The following is a 17,716-nucleotide window of genomic DNA, read 5'->3' as shown; positions in this document are numbered from 1 at the left end:
CGCAAGAGTGTGCGCTTGTTAATGCAAACCAGTTGCAGTTGAACAGGAAGACGATGAACTCGAAAAAAACCTGAATTTTATTTTGAGATTATTTCCTGGCTGCCATCGCCAAGGGTACGCACGGCCACCGGCAGGATGCTCGGCAAGGCCTTGAGCAGTGCGTCGGTATTGTCGGATTTGAACACGCTGGTCAGGCGCAGATCGCCCACTGCTGCGTTGGCGACCTTGAGCGGCTTCTCGCGATAGCGCGAGACCTGCTCGGCGACATCGGTGAGGCTGGCGTTGTTGAACACCAGTTTGCCATTGCGCCAGGCAGTCATTTCCGTCGGGTTGACGGCATAGGCGGCGGCAACTTTGCCCCGGGCATCGACGTGGGTGCCAAGGCCTGCCGTCAGATTGATGAAATCGTTATCGCCGGCATCGCGCCCTTGAACCTTGACGGTACCCTGCTCCACCACCACCCGGGTTTCGCTGGCGCCATGGCGTACATCGAATCGGGTGCCGGTGACCGTGACCTTGCCGCTGCCCGCCGCGACCACGAATGGTCGGCTGGTGTCGTGCTCGACACTGAACATCGCTTCGCCTTCGCTCAGCTCAACGTTGCGCAGACCCTTTTCAAAGCGCACCTGGATCCGGCTGCGACTGTCCAGATCGACCACCGAGCCATCGGGCAACGCCACTTGGCGTCGCTCATTCAGGGACGTTGAAAACTCGGCCGTGTAAGGCGCCGGATGATTCAGGCCGCTGAACAAACCCAGGCCGAGCGCCACGGCCAGCACGCTGGCGGCCACTGCGTAACGCAACATCGGGCGAGGCTTTTTCAGGGCTGGCGGGGTTTCACACAGGGCCCGCAAACGCGTCGCCGGCACCAGGTCGGCGGCGCTCCACAAGCCCTGGAGTACTTCGAATTCGCTTCGGTGCTGGGGGTGCTGGTCCAGCCAGAGCTGAAACCGGCGCCGCACTTCGACATCCGCAACAGGCTCCTGCAAACGCACAAACCACTGCGCCGCGTCATCGCGAACCGCTGTTTGCCCGCACGCGCAATCACGAGTATCCATCATGGAAGTTCCTGTTTGGCTGGGGAGGAGAAGGCGCGGCCGGTCATGACTGCAACCCGTCCAGGCGATCACGCAGGTGCCGAAGCGTGCGGATCATATACTTTTCCACCATGTTCTTGGACAGCCCCAGGCGTTCGGCGATTTCGGCCTGGGTCAGGCCCTCGATTTTCTGCCAGACAAACACCTTGCGGCAGTTGACCGGCAGCTCGGTGAGTGCCCGTTCGATGGAATCAGCCAGCTGGATCGCGTGCATGAAATGCTCCGGGTCGCCGGTCGGCGACTCACTGAGATCAATCGCCTCGGACTCCATGGCGCCCCGCCGGTCCTCACGCCGATAACCGTCCACGGCAATGTTGCGCGCGGTCTGGTGCAAATACGCCCGGGGCTGTTGCACCACCGCCGAATCGGACTCAAGCACCCGCACGAAGGTGTCGTGGGCCAGGTCCTCGGCCTGCTGACGATTCCTCAGGCGACGGGTCCAGGTACCAACCAACTCTTCGTAATGCTCGAAAAAGCCGTGTCTGCGGGGCAGCTTGAAGGTCATTGCGGTGTGCTGTGGAGACGGGGCGTGAATAGTAATGCTTCCTATTAACTTGAAGCAATGACTGCGCTCCAATGAACGAGCACTTTGTCCGCTTGCCAATGTGCCTTCCGTCAGGAAAGCTGGATCGCGGCACGGAACCCAAGAAATCTGGCAGGCATTCAAAAGCATCCATTGACGGGTTGTAACAAAGTGCAGGAGTGCCCGTACCCGGCTTTTCCCCAGGAATTCACCCATGTTCAGCCCCAAAGCGTCGCCCAAAAGAACACCGCTTGCCCGCCTCGCCCTGGCCATCACCCTGAGCACCTTCGGCCTGCCTTTCTGGGCGGGCAATGCCCAGGCCCACGGCGGTCACGCCGACATGGTGCCGCTGCAAGCGGGTCTTGAGGAATTTGGCGCCACGGTGAAATGGGACGATTACGCCAATCTGTTCACCATCGCCAAGGACGGGGTCTACCTCAAGGTCAAGCCCGACAGCAAAGTGGCGATGCTCAACGGCAAGCGTATCGAGCTGACGGTGCCGGTGGTGTTCAAGGACCATACGGCGTTCATGTCCAAGGACTTTATCAACCAGGTGTTCCAATCCGGGCTGGACAAGACCTTCGTCGTCGAGACCCGCCCCAACCCGCTCAATCCCCTGAGCGCGGCCGAAATCACCACGGCCGTGGACATCGTCAAGAAATCGGAAAACTACAAACCCGGTTTCCGCTTCACCGAAGTCTCGATCAAGGAGCCGCCGAAGGATCAGGTGTGGAACTTCGTCTTTACCGGGCAGAACGTCGCCCAGCCGCGTGAGGCCTCGATCGTGGTGCTCGACGGCAAGCACGTGATCGAAGCGCTGGTCGATCTCGACACCAAAGCACTCAAGTCCTGGAAGCCGATCGAAGGCGCCCACGGCATGGTCCTGCTGGACGATTTCGCCACGGTGCAAACCGCCGTGGAAACCAGCCCGGAGTACGCCCAGGCCCTGGCCAAGCGCGGCATCAATGACGTGAAGAAAGTCGTGGCCACGCCGCTGACCGTCGGCTACTTCGACGGTAAGGACGGCCTGGCTCAGGACAAGCGCCTGCTGAAAATCGTCAGCTACCTCAACACCGGTGACGGTAATTACTGGGCGCACCCGATCGAGGGCCTGGTAGCGATTGTCGACCTGGAACAGAAGAAACTGATCAAGATCGAAGACGAAGCGCTCATCCCGGTACCGATGAAGCCGACGCCGTATGACGGTCGCGGACGCCAGGGCGTGGCGGTCAAACCGCTGGAAATCATCGAGCCCGAGGGCAAGAACTACACCATCAGCGGCAACAGCATTCACTGGCAGAACTGGGACTTCCACGTTCGACTCGACTCGCGAGTCGGGCCGGTCCTGTCCACCGTCACCTACGACGACAAGGGCAAGAAACGCAAGATCATGTACGAAGGTTCGCTGGGCGGCATGATCGTGCCTTACGGCGACCCGGATATCGGCTGGTACTTCAAGGCCTACCTCGACTCCGGCGACTACGGCATGGGCACCCTGACTTCACCGATTGCCCGTGGCAAAGACGCCCCGCAAAACGCCGTGTTGCTGGACGCCACCATCGCCGACTATACCGGCGCACCGACGGCAATCCCGCGCGCCATGGCGGTGTTCGAGCGCTACGCAGGTCCGGAATACAAACACCAGGAAATGGGCCAGCCCAACCTCAGCACCGAGCGTCGTGAACTGGTGGTGCGCTGGATCAGTACCGTGGGCAACTACGACTACATCTTCGACTGGGTCTTCCAGCAGAACGGCACCCTCGGCATCGACGCCGGCGCCACCGGCATCGAAGCGGTCAAGGGCGTGAAATCGAAAACCATGCACGAAGACACCGCCAGGGAAGACACACGCTACGGCACCCTGCTGGACCACAACATCGTCGGCACCACGCACCAGCACATCTACAACTTCCGCCTCGACATGGACGTGGACGGCGAGCAGAATTCGCTGGTGGAAGTGAACCCGGTGGTGCTGCCGAACGACCGTGGCGGCCCGCGCACCAGCACCATGCAGACCGAAACCAAAGTCGTCACAACCGAGCAACAGGCGGCGCAGAAATTCGACCCGTCGACCGTGCGTTTGCTGACCAACTCCAGCAAGGAGAACAAGGTCGGCAACCCGGTTTCCTATCAGCTGATTCCGTACGCCGGCGGCACGCACCCGGTGGCCAAGGGCGCCAACTTCGGCAAGGACGAATGGCTCTACCACCGCCTGAGTTTCATGGACAAGCAGCTATGGGTGACGCAATACAACCCGGAAGAAAAATACCCGGAAGGCAAGTACCCGAACCGCTCGGATAAGGACTCGGGCCTGGGGCAGTTCACCCAGGACAACCACTCCATCGAGAACACCGACGATGTGGTCTGGCTGACCACCGGCACCACCCACATCGCCCGTGCCGAGGAATGGCCGATCATGCCGACCGAATGGGTGCATGTGCTGCTCAAGCCTTGGAACTTCTTCGATGAAACGCCGACCTTGAATCTCAGCTCACCGAAGTAACCAGGCCGAACGCAAAACCCTGTAGGAGCGAGCCTGCTCGCGATGGTCGTCAACGATAACGCGCCAATTCAATAGAATCGCGGTGTCCTTGAGTTCTTCGCGAGCAGGCTCGCTCCTACAGGGTTGGCCGGAACCGATCAGGCATACCGCTTGCGATACTCTCCCGGCGCAATGCCGAAGCGCGATTTGAACGCGGTGGAGAAGTAGCTCGAATCGGAAAACCCCCACGAATACCCCAGCACCGACAACTTCTCGTCCCTGCCTGACCGACGCAGGGATTCGGCGCACAGGTCCAGGCGACGGTTCTTGATGTAGCGCGCCACCACCAATCCCTTCTTGGCAAACATGCGGTACAGGCCGCGGGTGGACATGCCGACTTCCCGCGCCAGCCATTCCGGGCACAGGTCTTCGGAGCGAATGTTTTCGTCGATGCAGGTGAGCGTCTTGCGGAAAATGCGCTCGTGGGAATCGGTGCAGTCGTCGGTCTGGCTGATCGCCGGGCGCAGCAGGCTGACAATCGCCTCCAGGGTCGCTTCGCTTTCCTGGCGGGTCAGGTGCTGCTGGCGGGTGGCATCAAGGATCAGCCGGTGCGAGAGCATCGCAATGGGCGAGGTCGCGGCAATCCGGTGGCCGCACTTGACCTGATTGAAGCGCAGGGTTTGTTCGACCAGTTGATACGGCAGGATCAGCGACAACTGCCGGGAGTTTTCGCCGTAGGTGAAGTCGCTGGGCCGCGCGGCATCGATCAGCGTGATGTCGCCGGGGGACAGCAAGACCTTGTCGTCGCCTTGGGCCATGCCCGCCGTGCCGTCGAGCTGGAACACCGCAAAATACTTGCCACCCTCGCCCGCCGCGACTTCCTGGGGCGTACGGTACAGCCGCGCCTGGCACGCGTCGACGAAACTGAGCTTGAGCGCATCGCTCTGGTATTCGCGGATACGCCCGGCAAATTCGCTGCCCAGGGGTTGTGCGTTGAAGGCGCCACAGATCTGGTTGATCTGATGGATCCACTGGTCGAACCCATCATGGCGCTGTGCTGTTGTAGAAATCATGTCAGGCCTCACGCAGGCTTATTTTTATTGTCTACGTCAATCCACACGACATCGGATGCTTCGAGTCTCCTGAACCGCACCATTCCCTGAACAATGACGTGCTATTTCAGTCCGCCAAAACGCCGATAGAAGCTTTCACCCACATCCGGCAACGGGCCGTCGGCCGTTTCCAGCGCGGCGTTCAGCCATTCTTCGGCCTTGGCATAGATCAAACGGTAAATATTACGGCACAACTGCCGGGCCGCACGGCCTTCCCAATCGCCGGGCAACAATTCGTCCGGCAGCTGCGGGTCGCGCAGCAGCAGTTTGCGGTATTCATGAATAAGCAGGATCCGCGCCAGGAAGCAGTCGGACGGTTGCAGGTTTTCCTGCTCGCGAAGCGCCTGCCAGAGCGGCCGGAACAGCTGAATGAACTCGCTGTAGTGCGCCGCCAGCTCCTCGATGTTCCAGCTCTCGCGCACCTGCAGGCGCAGGGCCTTGGAGGCCAGTACGTCCTGGGCGGTGGTTTCGAAGACGATGGTGTCTTCCTGGGCGCCGAGGTCGAGCAGCGTCGCGTTGACATCAGAGCGGTCACTGCGCGGACAAGCCAGCACCACCGGCGAGATCGCACCAAAACCTTGCCACTCCAGCTCCTCGCGCACCTGTTTGCGTTTGTCCTGTGTCAGCTGCGAGAGCATCACCAGGCACCAGGAACCATCCCAGGCCGGCATCGTGGTGCTGTAGACCCGCTTGAAGGCCTTGTCGAAACGCCGGCGACCGGTGCCAGTCAGGCTGTAATAGCTACGACGACCGACTTTTTCGGCGGTCAGCCAGCCTTCCTTGGTCAGGCGAAAAATCGAGGTACGGATCAGTCGTTCGTTGATGCCGATGGGCTCGAGCAACTGAATCAGGCTGCCCAGCCAGACGGTGCCGCCATGGGGTTCGATGGCATCCCCGTACAACGTGATGATCAAGGAACTGGCGCGGATTGGCGTCTGTTCCTGGAAGCGGGTAATCAGATGGTTCAAGGGAGTCAGGGACGACATGGGCGTTCCGTGCGAAAAAAGAAAAGGAATATACCGAAAGCCAACCGGTTAAGCCCAACCCCTTGTAGGAGCCAGCCTGCTGGCGAAGGTGTGTCAGTCAACGCCAAGGTAGTTGACCCACCTTCGCCAGCAGGCTGGCTCCTACAAGGGGCCGTGTTCACAAGGCACTGCCTTTCGGGCGCAACCCGCTGTCACTGATACGCGGGCGATCCGGCTCCGGTTCGCTCAGTGGATCGCAGACCTGCATCTGCGTCAGACAACGCTGGGCCAGTTGCTGATATTCCCGGGTGCCGGCCTGTTTCCACGCCACTTCCTGATCGCTGAGGCTGCGCTTGACGCTGGCCGGTGCACCCATGACCAGCGACTGCTCCGGGCATTCGAAGCCGGCCTTGACGAACGCCGCCGCCGAAACGAATGAACGCGGGCCGATCCGGGCGTTGTCCATGACCACCGCATTCATGCCCACCAGCGCATCGGCGCCGATCCGGCAACCGTGCAGCACAGCGCCGTGGCCGATGTGGCCGTTGCGTTCGACCACGGTGTCGCTGTCGGGGAAACCGTGCATCACGCAGGTGTCCTGCAGGTTGGCGCCCTCCTCCAGCACGATCCGCCCGAAATCTCCACGCAGGCTGGCCAGCGGACCGACATAGCAATGGGGGCCGATGATCACGTCACCGATCAATACGGCGGACGGGTGCACATAAGCGCTCGGGTCAACCACCGGAGTCAGGCCATCAAGGCTGTAGCAGGTCATGAACGCGTCCCTCACAAAGCGATGCAAATAATTACTAATTTTGTATCACATCAGTTTTAACAGTACAAAGACTAAAAACCGTATCACTTGAAATGCACCTTTCCGACGAATGCCAACGCGTCTCTAAAATCGCCGCCAAACCCAATGTTTTCTAGAAAAAACCCGCCATCAGCCCCCCTTCGGCAGGAAGCCTGAAAATCGAAACACTCACCAATAAGACACATTAAATCTATTTTCATATTGCATTTACGTATCACGTTATAGCTATACTTGGGCAAAACCGGCCCCCGCGGCCGATCCAATAACGAGCCGGCACCACGCCGAGCGTGCACCGTGAGAGCATCCGCCATGCCTCTGACCCTTGCCGTCGAATTGATCGAGCCTGGCGTCCGTCTGATTACACTGCAGCGCCCGCAAGCCCTGAACGCCTTGACCACCGAGTTGCTGGGCGAACTGGCCGCCGAACTGAGCATTGCGCAAGCTGACCCCGACACCCGCGCCGTGGTCCTCACCGGCAGCCGCAAGGCCTTCGCCGCCGGCGCCGACATCAAGGAAATGGCCGAACGAAATCTGGTCGGGATCCTCGACGACCCGCGCCAGGCCTCGTGGCAAACCATTACCCGCTTCAGCAAACCGCTGATCGCCGCCGTCAACGGCTTCGCCCTCGGCGGTGGCTGCGAACTGGCGATGCACGCCGACATCATCATTGCCGGTGAAGACGCCCGTTTCGGCCAGCCGGAAATCAACCTCGGGATCATGCCTGGCGCCGGTGGCACCCAACGCCTGCTGCGCGCCGTCGGCAAATCCATGGCCATGCAGATGGTGCTGACCGGCGAGCCGATCGACGCCCGCCAGGCCCAGCGCGCCGGCCTGGTCAGCGACGTCACCCAACCGGAACTCACCGTCGAGCGCGCCCTGCACATCGCCCGCAGCATCGCGGCCAAGGCACCGCTGGCGGTGCGCCTGGCCAAAGAGTCGCTGCTCAAGGCCATGGACACCGACCTGGCCAGCGGCCTGCGTTTCGAGCGCCACGCCTTCACCGTGCTGTCCGGCACCCGCGACCGCGACGAAGGCATTGCCGCCTTCCAGGAAAAGCGCACGCCGACCTTCACCGGCCAGTAACCACTGAATTCGAACGACTGCCAAGAGAACGCCAAGACCATGAACTTCGAACACATCCTGTTTTCCATCGACGCCGGCGTCGCCCTGCTCAGCCTCAATCGGCCAGACCAGCTCAACAGCTTCAACACCCAGATGCATGGCGAAGTGAAGGAAGCACTCAAGCAAGTACGGCAGAACCCGGACGTGCGCGTGTTGTTGCTGACCGGTGAAGGCCGCGGCTTCTGCGCCGGGCAGGACCTGAGCGACCGCAATGTCGCGCCGGGCAGCGCCGTGCCGGATCTGGGCGAGTCCATCGAGAGGTTCTACAATCCGTTGATCCGCCAGTTGCGCGACCTACCGCTGCCGGTGATCTGCGCGGTCAATGGTGTGGCGGCCGGGGCTGGCGCCAACATTCCGCTGGCTTGCGATCTGGTATTGGCGGCGCGTTCGGCCAGTTTCATCCAGGCGTTCTGCAAGATTGGTTTGATCCCTGATTCAGGCGGCACCTGGACCCTGCCGCGTCTTGTCGGCATGGCCCGGGCCAAGGCTTTGGCGCTGCTGGGCAACCGCCTGAGCGCCGAACAAGCCGAGCAATGGGGCTTGATCTACCAGTGTGTGGACGACGCCGATTTGCGCGACGAAGCCTTGAAACTGGCCCGCCACCTGGCGACCCAGCCGACCTACGGCCTGGCACTGATCAAGCGCAGCCTCAACGCCAGCCTGAGCAACAGCTTCGACGAGCAGCTTGAGCTGGAAAAAGATCTGCAACGTCTGGCCGGGCGCAGCGAGGACTACCGCGAAGGCGTCGGCGCCTTCATGGAAAAACGCACCCCAAGCTTCAAGGGACGCTGAGTCATGACCGCACTGAACACCAACGCACGCATCGCCGTGATCGGCGCCGGGGCCATGGGTGCCGGTATCGCCCAGGTCGCGGCCCAGGCCGGCCATCCGGTATTGCTGCTGGACAATCGTCCCGGCGCTGCCGCTCAAGCGATTGAAGGCATCGACCGCCAACTGGGCAAGCGGGTCGAGAACGGCAAACTGTCCGCCGACTTGCGCAGCGCGACGATTGCCCGCCTGCAAGCGGTAGAAGCCATCGAGACCCTGGCCGACTGCGATCTGATCATCGAAGCCATCGTCGAGAACCTCGAGGTCAAACGCGCGCTGTTCCGTCAGCTCGAAGGCATCTGCGGCACGCATTGCATCCTCGCCAGCAACACCTCGTCGCTATCGATCACCAGCATCGCCGCACAGCTTGATCATCCACAACGCCTGCTCGGCCTGCACTTCTTCAACCCGGCGCCGGTGATGGCGTTGGTGGAAATCGTCTCCGGCCTGGCCAGCGATCCGACACTCGCCGAGTGCCTGTACGACACCGCCAAGGCCTGGGGCAAAAAACCGGTGCACACCCGTTCGACGCCGGGTTTCATCGTCAACCGCGTGGCCCGGCCGTTCTACGCCGAGAGCCTGCGGATGCTGCAGGAAGGCGCGGCCGACTGCCCGACACTGGATGCGTTGATGCGCGAGGCTGGCGGTTTCGCCATGGGCGCGTTCGAGCTGATGGATTTGATCGGCCATGACGTCAACTACGCCGTAACCTGCTCGGTGTTTGACGCTTACTACCAGGACACGCGCTTCCTGCCGTCGTTGATCCAGAAAGAACTGGTGGACGGCGGGCGTTTGGGACGCAAGAGCGGTCGGGGTTTCTATAGCTACGCCCAAGGTGCGGAGCGCCCGCACGCCGCTGAAATCAGCAGCGATGCGAAGGTCGAGGTTTGTGCTGTGGAAGGCGACCTCGGTATCGCTAAAGGCTTGCTCGCACGCTTGCATGAACAAGGCGTCGAGATCATCCAGCGCGACGGCCAAGGTTTGCTGCGGGTCGGTGATGCCGTGCTGGCCCTGAGCGACGGGCGCATGGCCTGCCAGAGGGCTCACGAAGACGGGCTGCGCAACCTGATCCTGCTGGATCTGGCATTCGATTACTGTCATGCCAAACGCATCGCCATCAGCCATGCGGCAGGCATTGACCCGCTGGCACTCGAACAAGGCGTTGCCCTGCTGCAACGGGCCGGCCTGAAGGTCAGCCTGCTCAGCGACAGCCCCGCCCTCGCCGTCCTGCGCACCGTGGCCATGCTCGCCAACGAAGCCGCCGACGCCCTGCTGCAAGGCGTGGCCTCGGCCGCCGACATCGACCTGGCCATGCGCGCCGGGGTCAATTATCCGCAAGGGCCGCTGGCCTGGGCCGATGCCATTGGCCTGTCGCACATTCTTGAAACGCTGGAAAACCTGCAAGCCAGTTATGGCGAAGAACGCTACCGGCCGTCGCTGCTGCTGCGCCGTCGCGTCGCCGAAGGGAGAAACTTCCATGACTAACCATGAAGCCATGTCCCTGGCCAGTGAATGCGCGCAATCGCTGTTCCAGCGCGACGCCGCCAGCCAGGCCATGGGCATGCGCCTGCTCTCGGCCGGCCCCGGCTGCGCGCGAGTGGGCATGACAGTGCGCGCCGACATGGTCCAGGGCCACGGCACGTGCCACGGCGGCTACCTGTTCGCGCTGGCCGATTCGGCATTCGCCTTTGCCTGCAACAGCTACAACGAAGCCACCGTGGCCATCGGTTGCAGCATTGACTACATCGCCCCGGCGCGCCTGGGTGACACGCTGAACGCCGACTGCATCGAGCAGAGCCGTTCCGGGCGCACCGGCAACTACGACGTGCGCATCGAAAACCAGCAGGGCCAATTGATCGCCCTGTTCCACGGCAAATCCTACAAAGTGCGCGGCCCGGTGCTGACGCAGGAGACCCCCAATGAATGACGCCCTGATCATCGACGCAGTCCGGACCCCGATTGGCCGTTACGCCGGCGTCCTGAGCAGCGTGCGCGCCGACGACCTCGGCGCGGTACCGTTGCGCGAACTGCTGCGCCGTCACCCGCAAGTGGACTGGAACACGGTCGACGACGTGATCTACGGCTGCGCCAACCAGGCCGGCGAAGACAACCGCAACGTCGCACGCATGTCGGCGCTGCTGGCCGGGTTGCCGGTCAGCGTGCCGGGCACCACCCTCAATCGCCTGTGCGGCTCCGGGCTGGATGCCATCGGCACCGCCGCCCGGGCGATTCGCAGCGGCGAAACCGGGCTGATGCTGGTCGGCGGCGTCGAATCCATGTCCCGCGCGCCACTGGTGATGGGCAAGGCCGAGCAGGCGTTTTCCCGGTCGGCCGAGATCTTCGATACCACCATCGGCTGGCGCTTCGTCAATCCGCTGATGAAAAAGACCTATGGCATCGACTCCATGCCGGAAACGGCGGAGAACGTCGCCGAACAGTTCAACATCTCCCGGGCCGACCAGGACGCCTTCGCCCTGCGCAGCCAGCAACGCGCTGCCGCCGCCCAAGCGAGCGGGCGTCTGGCCAAGGAAATCGTCGCTGTAGAAATTCCGCAGCGCAAAGGCCCGGCCAAAGTGGTCGAGCACGACGAACACCCACGCGGCGACACCACCCTTGAACAGCTTGCCAAGCTGGGCACGCCGTTCCGCGAAGGCGGCAGCATCACCGCCGGCAACGCCTCCGGGGTCAACGACGGGGCCTGCGCCTTGCTGCTGGCCAGCCCGGAAGTCGCCAAACGCCACGGCCTGACCGCCCGTGGCCGGGTCGTGGCCATGGCCACTGCCGGCGTCGAACCACGGATCATGGGCATCGGCCCGGTGCCGGCCACCCGCAAGGTGCTGGAGGTGGCCAACCTGAGCCTGGCCGACATGGACGTGATCGAGCTCAACGAAGCCTTCGCCGCACAGGGTCTGGCGGTACTGCGTGAACTGGGCCTGAGCGACACCGACCCGCGGGTCAACCCCAACGGCGGCGCCATCGCCCTGGGCCATCCACTGGGCATGAGCGGCGCACGGTTGGTGACCACCGCCCTGCACGAGCTGGAAGAACGTAACGGCCGCTACGCCCTGTGCACCATGTGCATCGGTGTCGGCCAAGGGATCGCGCTGATTATCGAGCGTCTATCCCACTAAAGAATCGCGATTCCCAAGGAGCCGAGAGGTATCCTTGGGGCATGCACTCAAAGCCCTTGTGCAAAAGGGCTGGAACACAAAAACAATTCGAGTGAACACATGAACATGCCAATTGCCAAAGCCGTGCTGGACCCTGTGCTGGACCCGCTGGAAACCGCCAGCATCGACGAGCTGCGCCAGCATCAGCTGGAGCGCCTGCGCTGGAGTCTGAACCACGCCTACAACAACGTGCCGCTGTACCGTCAGCGTTTCGATGCGCTGGGCGTGCACCCGGACGACATCAAGTCCCTCGACGACCTGGCGAAATTCCCCTTCACCACCAAGTCCGACCTGCGAGACAACTACCCCTACGGCATGTTTGCCGTGCCGATGCACGACATCGTGCGCCTGCACGCCTCCAGCGGCACCACCGGCAAACCCACCGTGGTCGGCTACACCCAGAACGACATCGACACCTGGGCCAACGTGGTGGCGCGCTCGATCCGCGCTGGCGGTGGCCGCCGTGGCGACAAGGTGCACATTTCCTACGGCTACGGCCTGTTCACCGGCGGCCTCGGCGCGCACTACGGCGCCGAACGCCTGGGTTGCACGGTGATCCCGATGTCCGGTGGCCAGACCGAAAAACAAGTGCAACTGATCAAGGATTTCCAGCCGGACATCATCATGGTCACGCCGTCCTACATGCTCAACATCGCCGATGAAATCGAGCGCCAAGGCATCGACCCGCACAAACTGGCCCTGCGCCTGGGCATCTTCGGCGCCGAGCCGTGGACCGCCGAGCTGCGCAGCGCCATCGAGGCACGCATGGGCATCACCGCCCTGGACATCTACGGCCTGTCGGAAATCATGGGCCCGGGCGTGGCCATGGAATGCGCCGAAACCAAGGACGGCCCGACCATCTGGGAAGACCACTTCTACCCGGAAATCATCGACCCGGTCACCGGCGAAGTGCTGCCGGACGGGCAGATGGGCGAACTGGTGTTCACCTCGCTCAGCAAAGAAGCCCTGCCGATGATCCGCTACCGCACCCGCGACCTGACGCGCCTGCTGCCGGGCACCGCACGGCCGATGCGACGCATCGACAAGATCACCGGGCGCAGCGATGACATGCTGATCATCCGCGGGGTCAACGTGTTTCCGACGCAGATCGAGGAGCAGGTTCTCAAAGTCAAACAACTTGCCGAGTGCTATGAGATCCATCTGTATCGCAATGGCAACCTGGACAGTGTTGATGTGCATGTCGAGCTCAAGGCTGAGCACCAGCACCTGAGCGATGAACAGCAGAAGGCTGTTTGCGGGGAGTTGAGCAAGCACATCAAGACGTATATCGGGATCAGTTCGCGGATTGTTTTGCAGCCGTTTCATTCGATCAAGCGATCGGAAGGCAAAGCTTGCCACGTGGTGGATAAACGTCCGAAAGCATGACCTCCCAAAGCATGACTGCTGCACCCCTTATGGCCCCGCTTTTGCGGGGCTCTTTTTTTGGGTTTTGGGTGCACACCCATCAGCTTTTCTGTGGGAGCGAGCCTGCTCGCGATGGAGGTCAACGATGACGCGCGCTGTCTGGAGGTATGCGTTGTCTGGAGGTTTTTCGCGAGCAGGCTCGCTCCTACAGTTGATCCGAGTATGCCTGTAAGGGATTGGTTGGCTGTCAGGCCGTCTTCGCGAGCAGGCTCGCCCCACAGGTGGCCGTTACCGCAGAAATGGATATGCACACCGACTATCCTGCACCCCCCAAAAACAGCCCACCCACCCAAAGCGATACAAAAAACAAATACGACACGTCATTTTGTGTTTGATATTAAATTCTGTATCGCTTATAAAGTTCCCCATGCCCCAGAACAGATTCAAGGCGGGAACTCAAAAATGTACGCACAGCTCGTAGAAACAGGCGTCAAGCGCATCAAGGACCTCTCGGAGATGTCCGAACAGGAACGCGCCTTCCAGGAAAAAATTGATTCAGAAATCAAGATCGAAGCCAAGAACTGGATGCCAGATGCCTATCGCCAGACCCTGATCCGGCAGATTTCCCAGCACGCCCACTCCGAAATCGTCGGCATGCTGCCCGAAGGCAACTGGGTCACCCGCGCACCAAGCCTCAAACGCAAACTGCAACTGATGGCCAAGATCCAGGACGAAGCCGGCCACGGCCTGTACCTGTACAGCGCCATGGAAACCCTCGGTGCCGACCGCGATGAAGAAGTCGCCAAGCTGCACAGCGGCAAGGCCAAGTACTCGAGCATCTTCAATTACCCAACCCTGAACTGGGCCGACATGGGCGCGGTGGGCTGGCTGGTGGATGGTGCGGCGATCGTTAACCAGGTGGTGCTGCAGCGCACCTCCTACGGCCCCTACTCCCGGGCCATGGTGCGCATCTGCAAGGAAGAGAGCTTCCACCAGCGCCAGGGCTACGAAATCCTCCTGACCATGATGCGCCACGGCAATCAGGCGCAAAAAGACATGGTCCAGGACGCGATCAACCGTCTGTGGTGGCCGTCGCTGATGATGTTTGGTCCGAGCGACGAACACTCGCCGAACAGCGCCCAGTCCATGGCCTGGAAAATCAAGCGCCAGAGCAACGACGAACTGCGCCAGCGCTTCATCGACCAGACCATCCCGCAGCTTGAGCTGCTGGGCTGCACCTGCCCCGACCCGGACCTGAAATGGAACGCCGAACGCGGTCACTACGACTTCGGCGACATCCAGTGGAACGAATTCTACGAAGTGCTCAAGGGCAACGGCCCGTGCAACCAGGAACGCGTCGCCACCCGCCGCAAGGCGATGGAAGACGGTGCCTGGGTCCGTGAAGCCGCCGTCGCCCACGCCCGCAAAAAACAAAACAAGAACGCCGCCTGATCCGGCCACCTGATGTGGAGTAACTGAAATGTCCGAGTGGACCCTCTTCGAAGTCTTCGTGCGCAGCAAGCACGGCCTCAACCACAAGCACGTCGGCAGCGTGCATGCCGCCGACACCACCATGGCCATCGAGAACGCGCGCGAGCTTTACACCCGTCGCAGCGAAGGCGTGAGCCTGTGGGTGGTGCCTTCGGCATTGATCACCGCCTCGTCGCCGGATGAAAAAGACCCGCTGTTCGATCCGTCGGACGACAAGGTCTACCGCCACGCCAGCTTCTACGAGCTGCCGGCCGAAGTCGGGCACATGTGAGGTCGACCATGAATAACAAGACCGATCTGATCGAATACCTGCTGCGCCTCGGCGACAGCGCCCTGATCCAGGGCCAGCGCCTGTGCCAGTGGTGCGGCAAGGCCCCGGCGCTGGAAGAAGAGCTGGCGCTGATGAACGTCGGCCTGGACCTGGTGGGCCAGGCGCGCAACTGGCTGGAATACGCCGCCGAACTGCTGGACGACGGCCGTGATGCCGATCACCTGGCGTTTCGTCGTGACGAGCGCGCCTATCGCAACCTGCTGCTGGTGGAACAACCCAACGGCGACTTCGCGGTGACCATGCTCAAGCAGTTCCTCTATGACGCCTGGCATTTGCCGGTGCTGCAGGGCCTCAGCCAGTCCAGCGACGAACGCATCGCCGGGATCGCCGCCAAGGCGGTGAAGGAAGTGACCTATCACCTGCGCCGCTCCGGCGAATGGATCGAGCGTATGGGCGACGGCACCGAGGAAAGCCACAAGCGCATGCTCGCGGCGATTCCCGAGGTCTGGCGCTTCACCGTTGAACTGATCGCCTTTGATGCCAGCGAGCAACGCCTCTGCGAAGCCGGCATCACCCCGGACATCGCCAGCGTGGCCGCTCAGTGGCAGGTCAGGGTCGAGCAGATTTTCACCGGCGCCACCCTGCCCGTTCCTGCGGCGCCGAACTACTTCTACCTGAATGCACGCAAAGGCCTGCACACCGAACACCTGGGCATCCTGCTGGCCGAAATGCAGTTCCTGCCGCGAGCGTACCCCGATGCAACCTGGTGAGCTGATCGCCAGCGACCTCGGCGCCCGGCCGGCTCAACCGACCGACCTGGCAGCCGCGTGGGCGATTCTGGCAGAGGTCATGGACCCGGAAGTGCCGGTGGTCAGCGTGGTTGACCTGGGTATCGTCCGCGATCTGGATTGGCAGGCCGGTCACCTTCACGTGGTGGTCACGCCGACCTACTCCGGCTGCCCGGCCACCGAAGTGATCGAGAGCGACATCCGCGAAGCCCTGGAACTGGCTGGATTCAAGGCGCCGCAATTGGAGCGCAAGTTGACCCCGGCCTGGACCACCGACTGGATCAGCGACAGCGGCCGCGAACGCCTGCGCGCCTATGGCATCGCGCCGCCCGAGGGCAGCACCAGCAAACGCAGCCTGCTCTGTGAGAGCCCGCAGGTTGTGTGCCCGCAATGCGGCAGCGCCCACACCGAGGTCCTCAGCCAGTTCGGCTCCACCGCCTGCAAGGCGCTGTACCGCTGCATCGATTGCCGGGAACCGTTCGACTATTTCAAGTGCATCTGAGCGGCGAATCGGCCGTCCCAGCTGGAGAACAACAATGAGCAAATTTCACAGCCTGACCATCAAGGACGTGCGCACCGAGACCCGTGACGCGGTGTCCATCGCCTTCGAGATTCCGCAGCACTTGCAGGACAGCTTCCACTTTACCCAAGGCCAGCACCTGGTGATGCGCACCCAACTGGACGGCGAAGAAGTACGCCGCTCCTATTCGATCTGCACCGGGGTCAACGACGGTGAACTGCGTGTCGCCATCAAACGTGTGGCGGGTGGGCGCTTCTCGGCGTTTGCCAACGAACAGCTGAAAGCCGGGCACACCCTGGAAGTGATGCCACCGGCCGGGCACTTCTGCGTCGAGCTCGACCCGGCGCGCCATGGCAATTACCTGGCTGTGGCGGCGGGTAGCGGCATCACGCCGATCCTGTCGATCATCAAGACCACCCTGCAAACCGAGCCCCACAGCCGCGTCACCCTGCTGTACGGCAACCGCTCCAGCTCCGGGGCGCTATTCCGCGAACAGCTCGAAGACCTGAAAAACCGCTACCTGCAACGCCTGAACCTGATCTTCGTGTTCAGCCGCGAACAGCAGGATGTCGACCTGTACAACGGCCGGATCAACGCCGAGAAATGCGAGCAACTGTTCAGCCGCTGGCTCGACGTCAAGGCCCTCGACGCCGCCTTCATCTGCGGCCCGCAGGAAATGACCGAGACCGTGCGCGACAGCCTCAAGGCCAAGGGCATGCAACCAGAGCGCATCCATTTCGAACTGTTCGCCGCCGTCGGCAGCGAGCAAAAACGCGCCGCCCGTGAAGCCGCCCGCCAGGTGGATGCGGCGGTCAGCCAGATCACTGTGATCAGCGACGGCCGCGCCCTGGCGTTCGACCTGCCGCGCAACAGCCAGAGCATCCTCGAAGCGGGTAACGAGCAAGGTGCGGAACTGCCCTACTCGTGCAAGGCCGGCGTGTGCTCGACCTGCAAGTGCAAGGTCATCGAAGGCGAAGTGGAAATGGACAGCAACCACGCCCTGGAAGACTACGAAGTGGCGGCCGGTTATGTGCTGTCGTGCCAGGCGTTCCCGGTCAGCGACAAGGTAGTGCTGGATTTCGATCAGCTCTGAATCAACACAAAACCCTTGCAGGAGCGAGCCTGCTCGCGATGGACCCGAGATCGCCACGGGGTATCAGGCACCCAG

17 protein-coding genes are annotated in these 17,716 nt (G+C 62.0%); 12 read left to right on the top strand and 5 right to left on the bottom strand.

Annotation, left to right across the window (positions count from 1 at the left end):
• Positions 1-77 precede the first annotated feature (77 nt).
• Positions 78-1,061, bottom strand: a complete 984-nt coding sequence (locus tag BSF44_RS05210) for a FecR family protein (RefSeq protein ID WP_095942577.1) — start codon at positions 1,059-1,061, stop codon at positions 78-80.
• A 40-nt stretch (positions 1,062-1,101) separates the two neighbouring features.
• Positions 1,102-1,602 carry a sigma-70 family RNA polymerase sigma factor gene (locus BSF44_RS05205; protein ID WP_095942576.1) on the bottom strand — a complete coding sequence of 167 codons (501 nt, stop codon included), beginning with the start codon at positions 1,600-1,602 and terminating at the stop codon, positions 1,102-1,104.
• Between the two features lie 232 nt (positions 1,603-1,834).
• Between BSF44_RS05205 and tynA the strand changes: the two genes are divergently transcribed.
• The gene (gene tynA / locus BSF44_RS05200) at positions 1,835-4,123 is read left to right on the top strand and encodes a primary-amine oxidase (RefSeq protein ID WP_095942575.1); all 2,289 of its coding nucleotides are present in this window, start codon (positions 1,835-1,837) and stop codon (positions 4,121-4,123) included.
• Between the two features lie 137 nt (positions 4,124-4,260).
• On the opposite strand, the gene feaR is transcribed toward tynA, so the two are convergent.
• From feaR to paaY, 3 genes are all read right to left on the bottom strand, one after another.
• Positions 4,261-5,175, bottom strand: coding sequence for a transcriptional regulator FeaR (feaR, locus tag BSF44_RS05195; protein WP_095942574.1), 915 nt, complete (start codon positions 5,173-5,175; stop codon positions 4,261-4,263).
• 101 nt (positions 5,176-5,276) lie between these two features.
• Positions 5,277-6,200: a phenylacetic acid degradation operon negative regulatory protein PaaX gene (gene paaX, locus BSF44_RS05190; protein WP_095942573.1), complete on the bottom strand. Its 924-nt coding sequence runs from the start codon at positions 6,198-6,200 to the stop codon at positions 5,277-5,279.
• Between the two features lie 157 nt (positions 6,201-6,357).
• Positions 6,358-6,954 carry a phenylacetic acid degradation protein PaaY gene (paaY, locus tag BSF44_RS05185; protein WP_095942572.1) on the bottom strand — a complete coding sequence of 199 codons (597 nt, stop codon included), beginning with the start codon at positions 6,952-6,954 and terminating at the stop codon, positions 6,358-6,360.
• A 348-nt stretch (positions 6,955-7,302) separates the two neighbouring features.
• Between paaY and paaF the strand changes: the two genes are divergently transcribed.
• From paaF to paaE, 11 genes are all read left to right on the top strand, one after another.
• The gene (gene paaF, locus BSF44_RS05180) at positions 7,303-8,076 is read left to right on the top strand and encodes a 2,3-dehydroadipyl-CoA hydratase PaaF (protein ID WP_095942571.1); all 774 of its coding nucleotides are present in this window, start codon (positions 7,303-7,305) and stop codon (positions 8,074-8,076) included.
• 39 nt (positions 8,077-8,115) lie between these two features.
• Positions 8,116-8,907, top strand: coding sequence for a 2-(1,2-epoxy-1,2-dihydrophenyl)acetyl-CoA isomerase PaaG (gene paaG, locus BSF44_RS05175; RefSeq protein WP_095942570.1), 792 nt, complete (start codon positions 8,116-8,118; stop codon positions 8,905-8,907).
• Between the two features lie 3 nt (positions 8,908-8,910).
• Positions 8,911-10,428 carry a 3-hydroxyacyl-CoA dehydrogenase PaaH gene (gene paaH / locus BSF44_RS05170; RefSeq protein ID WP_095942569.1) on the top strand — a complete coding sequence of 506 codons (1,518 nt, stop codon included), beginning with the start codon at positions 8,911-8,913 and terminating at the stop codon, positions 10,426-10,428.
• Positions 10,421-10,870: a hydroxyphenylacetyl-CoA thioesterase PaaI gene (gene paaI / locus BSF44_RS05165; RefSeq protein WP_095942568.1), complete on the top strand. Its 450-nt coding sequence runs from the start codon at positions 10,421-10,423 to the stop codon at positions 10,868-10,870. Before paaH ends, paaI begins: the two co-directional genes overlap by 8 nt.
• Positions 10,863-12,074: a 3-oxoadipyl-CoA thiolase gene (gene pcaF, locus BSF44_RS05160; RefSeq protein WP_095942567.1), complete on the top strand. Its 1,212-nt coding sequence runs from the start codon at positions 10,863-10,865 to the stop codon at positions 12,072-12,074. Before paaI ends, pcaF begins: the two co-directional genes overlap by 8 nt.
• A 99-nt stretch (positions 12,075-12,173) precedes the next feature.
• Positions 12,174-13,499, top strand: coding sequence for a phenylacetate--CoA ligase PaaK (gene paaK / locus BSF44_RS05155; RefSeq protein WP_095942566.1), 1,326 nt, complete (start codon positions 12,174-12,176; stop codon positions 13,497-13,499).
• 441 nt (positions 13,500-13,940) lie between these two features.
• Positions 13,941-14,930, top strand: coding sequence for a 1,2-phenylacetyl-CoA epoxidase subunit PaaA (gene paaA, locus BSF44_RS05150; protein WP_095942565.1), 990 nt, complete (start codon positions 13,941-13,943; stop codon positions 14,928-14,930).
• A 28-nt stretch (positions 14,931-14,958) separates the two neighbouring features.
• Positions 14,959-15,240 carry a 1,2-phenylacetyl-CoA epoxidase subunit PaaB gene (gene paaB / locus BSF44_RS05145; RefSeq protein WP_007943393.1) on the top strand — a complete coding sequence of 94 codons (282 nt, stop codon included), beginning with the start codon at positions 14,959-14,961 and terminating at the stop codon, positions 15,238-15,240.
• A gap of 8 nt (positions 15,241-15,248) precedes the next feature.
• On the top strand, positions 15,249-16,010 hold the full coding sequence (gene paaC, locus BSF44_RS05140) for a 1,2-phenylacetyl-CoA epoxidase subunit PaaC (protein WP_095942564.1): 762 nt from the start codon (positions 15,249-15,251) through the stop codon (positions 16,008-16,010).
• Positions 15,997-16,530, top strand: a complete 534-nt coding sequence (gene paaD, locus BSF44_RS05135; RefSeq protein WP_095942563.1) for a 1,2-phenylacetyl-CoA epoxidase subunit PaaD — start codon at positions 15,997-15,999, stop codon at positions 16,528-16,530. Before paaC ends, paaD begins: the two co-directional genes overlap by 14 nt.
• Before the next feature lie 34 nt (positions 16,531-16,564).
• Positions 16,565-17,641: a 1,2-phenylacetyl-CoA epoxidase subunit PaaE gene (gene paaE, locus BSF44_RS05130; protein WP_095942562.1), complete on the top strand. Its 1,077-nt coding sequence runs from the start codon at positions 16,565-16,567 to the stop codon at positions 17,639-17,641.
• Positions 17,642-17,716: the final 75 nt, after the last annotated feature.

This window comes from Pseudomonas sp. ACN8, assembly GCF_002303925.1.
In the GTDB taxonomy this organism is placed as follows: domain Bacteria; phylum Pseudomonadota; class Gammaproteobacteria; order Pseudomonadales; family Pseudomonadaceae; genus Aquipseudomonas.
This window is presented reverse-complemented; position numbering and strand designations above follow the sequence as displayed.